The organism is Pseudomonas sp. F01002 (genome assembly GCF_004402115.1).
GTDB classification, from domain to species: Bacteria; Pseudomonadota; Gammaproteobacteria; order Pseudomonadales; family Pseudomonadaceae; genus Aquipseudomonas; species Aquipseudomonas frigoris.
Map to the genome: position 1 here is coordinate 167,660 of NZ_SOPU01000081.1, position 9,460 is coordinate 177,119.

9 protein-coding genes, 3 tRNA genes and 1 pseudogene are annotated in these 9,460 nt (G+C 56.8%); 9 read left to right on the forward strand and 4 right to left on the reverse strand.

Annotation, left to right across the window (positions count from 1 at the left end; genetic code table 11):
• The first annotated feature begins 252 nt into the window (after positions 1-252).
• Positions 253-1,407 carry an MFS transporter gene (locus E3W21_RS30990; protein WP_129437034.1) on the forward strand — a complete coding sequence of 385 codons (1,155 nt, stop codon included), beginning with the start codon at positions 253-255 and terminating at the stop codon, positions 1,405-1,407.
• A gap of 4 nt (positions 1,408-1,411) precedes the next feature.
• Here the strand turns inward: E3W21_RS30990 and nhaR are convergent, their stop codons facing one another.
• Entirely contained in the window at positions 1,412-2,311 is a 900-nt protein-coding gene (nhaR, locus tag E3W21_RS30995; protein ID WP_033057311.1) for a transcriptional activator NhaR, read from the reverse strand.
• 249 nt (positions 2,312-2,560) lie between these two features.
• Between nhaR and E3W21_RS31005 the strand changes: the two genes are divergently transcribed.
• Complete coding sequence (locus E3W21_RS31005) at positions 2,561-2,803, forward strand: hypothetical protein (RefSeq protein ID WP_008148410.1); 243 nt, start codon at positions 2,561-2,563, stop codon at positions 2,801-2,803.
• Between the two features lie 28 nt (positions 2,804-2,831).
• Positions 2,832-3,581 (forward strand): TerC family protein, encoded by a 750-nt coding sequence (locus E3W21_RS31010; RefSeq protein WP_129437033.1) that lies wholly within the window; start codon positions 2,832-2,834, stop codon positions 3,579-3,581.
• Positions 3,582-3,660: 79 nt separating this feature from the next.
• Here E3W21_RS31010 and E3W21_RS31335 read toward each other — a convergent pair whose 3' ends face one another.
• A complete protein-coding gene (locus E3W21_RS31335; RefSeq protein ID WP_166793888.1) occupies positions 3,661-3,828 on the reverse strand; it encodes a hypothetical protein in 168 nt (55 codons plus the stop codon).
• A 167-nt stretch (positions 3,829-3,995) separates the two neighbouring features.
• Between E3W21_RS31335 and E3W21_RS31015 the strand changes: the two are divergent.
• The 3 genes and pseudogenes from E3W21_RS31015 (at position 3,996) to E3W21_RS31025 (ending at position 5,259) form a co-directional block, all read left to right on the forward strand.
• A pseudogene (locus E3W21_RS31015) lies at positions 3,996-4,725 on the forward strand (peptidase C39 family protein).
• Positions 4,726-4,819: 94 nt separating this feature from the next.
• Positions 4,820-5,026 carry a DUF6021 family protein gene (locus E3W21_RS31020; protein WP_134423608.1) on the forward strand — a complete coding sequence of 69 codons (207 nt, stop codon included), beginning with the start codon at positions 4,820-4,822 and terminating at the stop codon, positions 5,024-5,026.
• Positions 5,027-5,043: 17 nt separating this feature from the next.
• Entirely contained in the window at positions 5,044-5,259 is a 216-nt protein-coding gene (locus tag E3W21_RS31025; RefSeq protein ID WP_129437031.1) for a hypothetical protein, read from the forward strand.
• A gap of 54 nt (positions 5,260-5,313) precedes the next feature.
• Here E3W21_RS31025 and pbpG read toward each other — a convergent pair whose 3' ends face one another.
• Complete coding sequence (pbpG, locus tag E3W21_RS31030; RefSeq protein ID WP_134423610.1) at positions 5,314-6,252, reverse strand: D-alanyl-D-alanine endopeptidase; 939 nt, start codon at positions 6,250-6,252, stop codon at positions 5,314-5,316.
• A 238-nt stretch (positions 6,253-6,490) separates the two neighbouring features.
• On the reverse strand, positions 6,491-7,345 hold the full coding sequence (folD, locus tag E3W21_RS31035) for a bifunctional methylenetetrahydrofolate dehydrogenase/methenyltetrahydrofolate cyclohydrolase FolD (protein WP_008148421.1): 855 nt from the start codon (positions 7,343-7,345) through the stop codon (positions 6,491-6,493).
• 279 nt (positions 7,346-7,624) lie between these two features.
• On the opposite strand from folD, the gene E3W21_RS31040 reads away from it, so the two are divergent.
• From E3W21_RS31040 to E3W21_RS31050, 3 genes are all read left to right on the forward strand, one after another.
• A tRNA-Arg gene (locus E3W21_RS31040) sits at positions 7,625-7,701 on the forward strand.
• A 40-nt stretch (positions 7,702-7,741) separates the two neighbouring features.
• Positions 7,742-7,817, forward strand: a tRNA-His gene (locus E3W21_RS31045).
• A 54-nt stretch (positions 7,818-7,871) separates the two neighbouring features.
• Positions 7,872-7,956 (forward strand) — tRNA-Leu (locus tag E3W21_RS31050).
• Positions 7,957-9,460: the final 1,504 nt, after the last annotated feature.

The following is a 9,460-nucleotide window of genomic DNA, read 5'->3' on the forward strand; positions in this document are numbered from 1 at the left end:
CGGGGGTATCGCGACATCAATGCCAATCAATGGCCGATGAACAGGGTGTACGTATCGCAGGGCGCGGACTTTATCACAGCGTGGCCTTTATCCTTCAGACCTGTGACGATCTGCCGCCCGTGGGCCAACGAGATCGGCAGGTTCGTGCAACCCTGATCGGAAACACTCTGTTAAGATTCGCCATCCTCATTTTCAAGTCATGCCAGTGGGCCTTCGGGCTATCGCTGGTGTCGTCGTTTTCTGGAGTTCTGCATGCTGTTGCCCATCCTTCTGTTGTCTGCCGCCGGTTTCACGGTGCTGACCACGGAATTCATCATCGTCGGCCTGTTGCCGGCGATCGCTCGAGACCTTGAAGTCACCATCCCGCAAGCGGGTTTGCTGGTGACCTTGTTCGCCTTCACGGTCGCCGCATTCGGGCCGTTCCTGACCGCGTATTTCGCCCGGTTCGAGCGCCGCAAATTGTTCATCTCGGTGCTGATCATGTTCGGCCTGGCCAACACCCTCGCGGCGTTTGCGCCGAACATCTGGGTGATGTCCGTCGCCCGATTGATCCCTGCGTTGGGGCTGCCGGTGTTCTGGGCGCTGGCCAGTGAGACGGCGGTAGACATCGTCGGCCCGGATTACGCTGGCCGCGCCATCGCCAAGATCGGATTCGGGATTGTCTGCGCCACGGTGTTCGGCATTCCGGTGGGTACACTGATCTCCGATGCGTTCGGTTGGCGCAGTGCCTTCGGCATTCTGGCGGTGATCGCGTTTGCCAAGGCATTGCTGCTGTTTATCTACCTGCCGAAAACCAATCTGCATCAGCATCAAGTGAGCTTCAGTTCGCAATTCAAAATTTTGCGCAGCCCGCTGATGGTGGGGCATGTGCTGCTGTCGATCCTGGTGTTTAGCGGCATGTTTACCGCTTACACTTATCTGGCGGACATTCTTGAGCGACTGGCCGGTTTCAGCGGGACGCTGGTCGGCTGGTGCCTGATGGGCTTCGGCGCGGTCGGCTTGATCGGCAACTCATTGGGCGGCCGCGCGGTGGATCGTCATCCGTTGATCGCCTCGATGATGTTCTGCGCGTTCATGATCGCCGGCCTGGTGGCATTGGTGCCGAACATTCATTCGCCGCTGGGTCTGGCAGCGGCGATGGGGATTTGGGGCGTGACTCAGGCGGCGTTGTTCCTGGTCAGCCATGTGCGATTGATGAAGGCTGCACCCGAAGCGCCGGCGTTCGCGGCATCGCTGAACATCGCCGGGGCTAACCTCGGGATCGGCCTGGGCGCCATGATCGGCGGTAGGGTCATCGACGGTGTAGGCCTGCAAGGTCTTGGTTTCGCGGCGGCCGCTTTTATCCTCGCCTCGATCCTCTTGGCCATCGCGCTGATGACCTTCAAGCCCCGCGAAGTCTGCGCCTGACACCTCACATCTCGGTGAACAGCTCGCGTCGGGCACCTTCGGTAATGGCGACAATGCCGGGGTGCTTGACCTTGCGTTCCACCGAAATGGCGTAGAACGACTCGGTCACCGCGTCGGTCTGGCCAATCAACTCCACACCGTATTGGCGTTTCACCTCGTCGGCAATCACGCTCGGGCCGATGAAGATCCCGCTACCGGATTGGCCGAAAGCCTGCATCAAGGCGCTGTCGTCGAACTCGCCGACGATGCGCGGCTGGATCTGCTGCTCGGCAAACCAGCGCTGCAAGCGACTGCGCACCACGGTCTCCGGCCCTGGAATCAGCAGCGGTGCGCCGTGCAGGCTGCGGGGGAAATCCTGACCGTATTGCGCCGCCAGTTCAGCAGTGGCGAAGAAGCTGATCCCGCATTCCCCGAGTTTCTGGCTGTAGCCCTTGATGTCCAGGTGCGAGGGCATCGGGCTGTCGGAGATCACCAGGTCGAGACGCTGGATCGCCAGATCGGCGAGCAAACGTTCGAGTTTGTCTTCGCGACAGGTGATGCGCAGCGGCTCGCTCAATTCCATGGTCGGCGCAATCAGCCGATAGACGATGGATTTGGGCACCACGTCGGCCACACCAACCCGAAACAGAATCTGCTGTTCGTTGGGCTGAGCTCGCAGCATCAGCTCCAGTTCGCCGCCCAGCTGAAACATTTGCTCGGCGTAGGGCAGGGTCTGACGGCCGGCTTCAGTGAGTTCCAGTTGTCGGCCAACTCGGCGAAACAGCTCAATGCCATAGGTTTGTTCGAGCAGGGAAATCTGCCCGCTGATGGTCTGCGGCGTCAGGTTCAGCTGCTCGCAGGCGCGCACGATGCTGCCGGTCTTGGCCACCACCCAGAAGTAATGAAGCTGTCGGTAATTCAACATGATGTTTATGACCTGTAGGAGCTGCCGCAGGCTGCGATCTTTTGATCTTGTTTGTAAAAGCGAAGATCAAAAGATCGCAGCCTGCGGCAGCTCCTACGTAAAGCGATCGGCGTACGCAGATCTGGATTCGTAAAAACCGAAGTATAACCGCTAGAAATACGAATTTTCCTGAAGTGTTTGACTCCCTAGAATGCCCCGCTATCGACGGGCGGCCTTTTCGGCCCTGTCTGTTCTATCGAGGAAAGCATCATGAAGCTTAAAACCACGGCACTGTTGATCACGTCTTTACTGGTATTGGCCGGTTGTGACCAGGCCGAAAAAAGCGCTCAGCAACTGATGGGCAAGGCTGCCGAAACCGCCAAACAAGCGATCGACGACACCCACAAAGCCGCAGAGCAGGCAATCAGTGACGCCACTGGCGGGCTGATCAGCAAGAAAGAACAGCCGGCCAAAGAAACGGACAAAACCGAATCTTCGTCCCAGGAAATCTAAACCGTCTTAAAAGAGTCAGGACTGACCCATGGAATACCTTTTAGAACTTGCTGCAAGCCCCACCGCCTGGGTTGCCCTGGCTACGTTGATCGTCATGGAAATCGTACTCGGCATCGATAACCTGATCTTCATTTCGATCCTGACCAATAAACTGCCCGAGCAGCACCGGCAGAAGGCGCGGCGCATCGGTATCGGCATGGCGCTGATCCTGCGACTGGCGCTGCTGAGCACCATCGCGTTCATCGTCCAGTTGACTGAGCCTGTGATCGATATCTTCGGCCAGACGTTCTCCTGGAAGGACATGATCCTGATTGCCGGCGGCCTGTTCCTGTTGTGGAAGGCGACCACCGAGATCCATCACAGCATGGACCCTGCACCGGATGATCCGACGTCGGCCACCTCGACCGTGACCTTGGGCTTTGCCGCTGCGATCGGTCAGATCCTGCTGCTGGACATGGTGTTCTCCATCGACAGCATCATTACCGCTGTCGGCATGACTGAGCATTTACCGATCATGATCATCGCGGTGGTGGTGTCGGTACTGGTGATGTTGCTGGCGGCTGATCCTCTGGCCAAATTCATCAACGACAACCCGACGGTGGTGATGCTGGCGCTGGGCTTCCTGATCATGATCGGCATGACGCTGATCGCCGAAGGCTTCGGCGCCCATGTACCGAAAGGCTACGTGTATGCGGCCATGGCGTTCTCGGCGACGATCGAAGGTTTGAACATGATGTCGCGCCGGGCAAAGCAGAAGCGTTTAGTCGCTGAAGCTTAATCTGCATTAAACGAAACGGCCGCCTGTGCTCGAAAGAGCCCAGGCGGCCGTTTTTGTTTGCGCTACACAATGGTGTCGTTCAGTGCGCGGTAACGTGGTGTGCATCGGTTGTATCGGTTTGCGCTACCGGCACCGACTGAGCCGGATGATGGTGCCGGCGGGTAATTCGCAGGACTCCCCATAACATGGCGGCGGCAACGGCCAGCCAGCCAGAAATCAACATCACAATGGTCATTGTCAGGCTCATCAGTGCCTCCTCTTCGCCCTGCTGCAGGCACACACTCTTTGCAAATGACAGTCTAGTCGCTGCTGTGTTTCAGGCTATTGACCAAAGGTCGGCTGTCACCAATCAGTTCGCTCTATCGAATGCCATCATCTGCCGGTTAAGGCTATACCGCTGCCGCGCGGCGTCCTATGATCGACGGCCAAGCCGGGAGCGTGAACGCCTGGCGTCTAAATCAAGAGAGTGATGATGGTGCGGGTATTTTCTCGAATTCGATCTTTAGTGCTGGTCGTTGGCTGCGTTGCAGGTCTGGCTGGCTGCGCGGGGAGTGTGGCGCCTGAAATCAAGCGCCTGCCGGAGCGAGTCGAGCTCAGTGGCACGTTTTACCGTGGCGTGGCGAATCAGAGTGGGCCGCAAGTGCTGGCCAGCATGTTGTCCCAGCAAGGCATTGTGATTACGCCAGGTTTGCTCGAAAAACCGTTGCATTTGCCGGGTGCCAAAGCCCAGTTGCAGCAGAACATGCAGAACCTCGCTCGCGAGTACGGCATGGTCGTCTATCCCCTCGACAGCAATCTGCCTGCACTGTTGACCCAGGTTGCGGCCGGTTACCCGGTAATGGTGCGTTTCACGGAAGGCTCGGCGTTCTGGGCTGAACCGCGTTACGCCATTCTTGCCGGGTACAACCGTCAGAAACAGACAGTGCTGCTGCGCTCGGGCATGAATCGTCGGGAGTTGATGGGCTTTGGTTCGTTTGAATCGGCGCTCAAGGATGCCGGTGGCTGGGCCGTGCTGATTCAGAAGCCGAATCAACTGCCGGCCAATGTCGATCAACAGCGATGGCTCAAGGCCGCGAGCGACCTTGCCCAGGCAGGTCAGGAGCAGGCGGCCGCCAGGGCGAAGAAAGCGCTGAACGCGCAATAAGTCCGTTCGTCATCTTTCAGGCACCCCTGCACTTTGCCGACCTCTAAGCAAGTAGGGCCCGGATTTCTCCGGGCCAGACTCAAAGGAGGTGCCCATGGCACATTCCACTACCCCCGTCGGCCCGCACTCGTCTGAGCATTCTTCGGGCGATGAGTTGGGGTTCGATCCCGATTCGCCGGACCTCGCTGATCCTCAGGTCGACCCCATCGGACCTGCAAAGGCCCCCAGGGATGTGAAGCCGGGCGACAATACCAAGGCTCCAGCGAAGCCTTACGATCCACTTGCCGATCTGAAATCCTGAGCCTTAGTGAGGTGCGTATGTCTACCGATTCGAGTTTCAACGACAAACGTCCGGACAGCGTTCCAACCAGCCCCGAAAAAGACATCGACCCCGTGATGGATCCGGACAGCCCGTTAAGGGATCCTTTGGCCAGGCCTGTGGTCGTGCCGACGGAGCATCCACAGGGCTGGAATGACCCGAATGCCGGGGACGGCATTCCGGATGACGACCAGATGCCGCTGCCGAATGACTGACGCCGGACGAAAAAAGCCCCGAATAGTCGGGGCTTTCTTTCATCTGTCGTTTACTTATTTCGACGCTTCAACCACGCCGCTCTGACGATGCTTGAGGTTCTTGTTGGATTTGTACTGCAAGGCTACAGACGGCACGTTCGTGCCTTGGCCGGTTTCCACCCAGCTGCGAATACGGCTGGCATCGGCAAAGTGTGTGTACTTGCCGAAAGCATCGAGGATGACCAGCGCAACCGGGCGGTTGGCCATGCTGGTGACCAGCACCAGGCAGTGACCGGCCTCGTTGGTGAAGCCGGTTTTCGTCAGCTTGATGTCCCAGTTCGGCTTGTTGACCAAATGGTCGGTATTACGGAAACCCAGGCTGTAGTTGGGTTTACGGAACGAGACGGTTTTTTCCTTGGTGGTACTTAGCTCAGTCAACAGCGGGTACTTGTGCGCAGCGATCAGCAGTTTGCTCAGGTCGCGGGCCGTGGACACGTTGCGAGGGGAGAGGCCGGTGGGTTCGACAAAGTGGGTACTGGTCATGCCCAGTGCTTTCGCTTTGGCATTCATTGCGGCAATGAACGCAACGTAGCCGCCCGGATAGTGATGGGCCAGGCTCGCGGCAGCGCGGTTTTCCGAGGACATCAGGGCAATCAGCAGCATTTCCCTGCGCGGCATTTCGCTGTTGAGTTTCACGCGGGAGAACACGCCTTTCATTTCCGGCGTGTCGCTGATGTTGATGGACAGGTATTCGTCCATGTTCTGTCTGGCTTCAACCACGATCAGCCCGGTCATCAGTTTGCTGACGGAAGCGATCGGCACAACCACGTCAGGATTGCTGGCATAGATGACTTTGTTGGTCTGCAGATCCATCAGCAATGCACTGCCGGAAGCGATCTTCAGTGTTGACGTATCTCGCGGCGCCGAAGTGGTGTCGGCAGCGTTGACCATTGGCGTGGTGAAAGTCCCTGTAAATGCAAAAAATAGGCTCAGGATGGAAAGACGGATTTTCACGCTGGCAGACTCGTTAGGTGTGGATAAGCCGTTCTGTAACGGGTTGTTTCTTTAAAACCGACGCATTTTAGGAGTATGGCTGAAGAACTGTCGATGGTTGTTCAATGAACAGGTCAAAGTCCTTGAAAACCCCTACAAGCAGTAGGTTTCCGGCGAGCGGTAAAGTTTTTAATTCAGGCAAAAAGAACCCCGCCAATGGCGGGGTTCCTTTGTTCGTCGCAGCCATGAAAATGCGAACTCAGCTGTGCAGTGTTTCGGCTGCGTACAGCGTGTTTTCCAGCAGGCAAGCGCGGGTCATCGGGCCAACGCCACCCGGGACTGGAGTGATCCAGCCGGCGCGGGGCAGGGCGGTGTCGTAGATCACGTCACCAACCAGTTTGCCGTCTTCCTGGCGATTGATGCCGACGTCGATCACGATCGCGCCTTCCTTGATCCACTCACCCTTTACCAGCCCCGGCTTGCCGGCGGCGACCACCACCAGATCGGCGCGACCGACGTGGCCCGCCAGATCCTTGGTGAAGCGGTGGGTGACGGTCACGGTGCAGCCGGCCAGCAGCAATTCCATTGCCATCGGGCGGCCAACAATGTTGGAGGCCCCGACAACCACTGCGTCCATCCCGTAGAGATCGACACCGGTGCTTTCCAGCAACGTCATGATGCCTTTAGGGGTGCATGGACGCAGCAGCGGAATACGTTGGGCGAGGCGGCCGACGTTATAAGGGTGGAAACCGTCGACGTCCTTGTCTGGACGAATGCGTTCCAACAATTTGGAGGCGTCCAGGTGTTCAGGTAAAGGAAGCTGAAGCAGAACGCCATCAATCGCCGGGTCGTCGTTCAGGCGATCGATCAGATCGGTCAGCGCTTCTTGAGTGGTTTCGGAAGGCAGGTCGTAGGCTTGGGAAATGAAGCCGACCTCTTCACAGTCTTTACGCTTGTGCGAGACATAAACCTGAGAGGCGGGATCGCTACCGACCAGGATCACCGCGAGACCGGGCGTGCGCAGACCTTGCTGGCGACGCTCGTTGACGCGTTTGGCGATCTGCTGGCGCAGGCTGGCGGCGATCGATTTGCCGTCGATTAGTTGTGCAGTCATTGCGCGTGATTAACCATCGAGAGGGGAAAAAAAGAGAACGCATTCTCGCATGTCATGAGGTGAGGGCAAAGGCGCTTGGTCTGCAAATTCCCCTAACCCCTTTAATTAAATGAATTTTTTTTAAAAAAGAGTTGACGACCTTCAGGGTCACCTATAACATTCGTCGCACTTGTCGGGCACAGCCTAGCACTGGTTAAGAAGGTCGAGCAGAGTTGATGTTTAATTCGGTGAGACTGAAAGCACTTAGTTTGTAATCGTCCAAGAATACAGATTAACAAGGCGCCCGTAGCTCAGCTGGATAGAGCATCCGCCTTCTAAGCGGATGGTCGCAGGTTCGAGTCCTGCCGGGTGCGCCATTAGGCAGCTTTGGCACAAGTAGCGCAACATGGCAATATGGTGGGCGTAGCTCAGTTGGTAGAGCACGGGATTGTGACTCCCGTTGTCGAGGGTTCGATCCCCTTCGTCCACCCCATATTTAGAAAGGCGCCAGATTAACAGTCTGGCGCCTTTGCTTTAAAAGCTTGATGCGGATGTGGTGGAATTGGTAGACACACTGGATTTAGGTTCCAGCGCCGCAAGGTGTGAGAGTTCGAGTCTCTCCGTCCGCACCATTACAAGTAGCTATTTAATAGCAGAAAACGGCGCAGCACCTGAAAAGGGCTGCGCCGTTTTTGTTTTAGAAGTCTGAATTTTCAAAGCGGCCGCAGGTTCTGGGCCGAGAGGGCGGCTCGGATCGTCGGATTTATGTTTCTCGATGATGCTGGCTCGCCCGTTGGTCCCCTTGTGGGGTCGACTGTCAGGGATGGATTGCCGATGCCTTCTATATATAGAAGGATTGGTGCAGAGCCCTGGCATGATTGGCTGTATTTGCTAACAGGGCGAGGCACAACCGTTTGTCCCCGCCTATAAATTGCCTGCTGCTTTTTTACCCGTTTTCAGTAGGGTGACTTCTTGAGTTTGACCCACTAGAATGCATGCCCTTGGTGCGACACGCGTGGCGTGTCTCCTAAACTTCGAGGTGTAGTGTCATCTTGAAGGGTTTTCGAAAGAGAGCCGAGAGCTTGGGTACCCAGCCCCAAGAAACAAAACCCTCCCAGAAGTCCAATGCCTTCAAGGACTTGCCGCAGCGGCGGTGGCAAACTCAAGGTCGATTAGCGCTCGGTAGCTCGACCGCAGTACTGGATTTTCTGGTATTGGAGTGCCTACTACACATCAGCCCTATTCAGGGCTAAACCCATGCGGGAGAGAATCCCCGCTGGGGTTCCCTCCTGCTTTTGAAACAGGAGGTAACAATTCTTTGGGCATGCTGCCTCGGCAGTCCCTGCTCACATCAAACCGGAGACATGAGCGAAAGCTCTGTCTGTCATTGTTCAGCCATTGCCTGTTTGGAGTGGCAGCGGACTCGTTGTGCGACCAACGATAGCCTAGGAAGACATGCGTCACTGGTGACGGTGGGGTGTGAAGCTCTTCCAACAATGTAGCCCCCGTATGGGTGCGTCTTCGCCGTGAGGTGGAGCGCAGATGCTCGGAGCAGTACCGGGTTGAGGCGCTAGGCTGGCTGGTATGGGTAACACAAGTGAACTGCTAATAAACGTCGTCAGCATTACGGTGCCTAATCTGCTGATAGGCATTAACCAAAAAGGTGATGCGACCGGTTGTTCTGGTCAAGGGTCGGAACACGTCGTCACATAAGGTCGCCGGCGAATAGGCAGACTCTAACCCAGTCGTGTGACAGGCAGGGAACGTGGTAAGCCCGTATGGCTGCCTTCGGGCAGGTGAGCCGTAAGGTGAGCTGTTGGCTGTGCGGGTATGGGATCGCAGAGAAAGCGAAAGCCGGGCTGTAATGACTCGGATAGGGGTTGGGACATTACCCCACGGGAAACCGGGCAGACTTCTGCGTGGTCTTTCGTCGCATGAACTCTGAGTAAACCTGTCTCAATGAGACTAGAGGTCCAGTTGTAACGGATCTTTTATTAATCTAACCCTGACGGGAACGTCCATTCCCGTCAGGGGATGCGTACGTCTTTCGCTTGGGGAAACTTGAGAGGAAGGCAGCATGTTAGAACATAGCCAAATGGCCGTGTCTGCGCCTTCCGGCGCTCCGCAGCACTGGCA

Coding starts and splice junctions, on each gene's coding strand:
- E3W21_RS30990 (WP_129437034.1), top strand. CDS start 253: ATGCTGTTGCCCATCCTTCTGTTGTCTGCCGCCGGTTTCACGGTGCTG.
- nhaR (WP_033057311.1), bottom strand. CDS start 2,311: ATGTTGAATTACCGACAGCTTCATTACTTCTGGGTGGTGGCCAAGACC.
- E3W21_RS31005 (WP_008148410.1), top strand. CDS start 2,561: ATGAAGCTTAAAACCACGGCACTGTTGATCACGTCTTTACTGGTATTG.
- E3W21_RS31010 (WP_129437033.1), top strand. CDS start 2,832: ATGGAATACCTTTTAGAACTTGCTGCAAGCCCCACCGCCTGGGTTGCC.
- E3W21_RS31335 (WP_166793888.1), bottom strand. CDS start 3,828: ATGAGCCTGACAATGACCATTGTGATGTTGATTTCTGGCTGGCTGGCC.
- E3W21_RS31020 (WP_134423608.1), top strand. CDS start 4,820: ATGGCACATTCCACTACCCCCGTCGGCCCGCACTCGTCTGAGCATTCT.
- E3W21_RS31025 (WP_129437031.1), top strand. CDS start 5,044: ATGTCTACCGATTCGAGTTTCAACGACAAACGTCCGGACAGCGTTCCA.
- folD (WP_008148421.1), bottom strand. CDS start 7,345: ATGACTGCACAACTAATCGACGGCAAATCGATCGCCGCCAGCCTGCGC.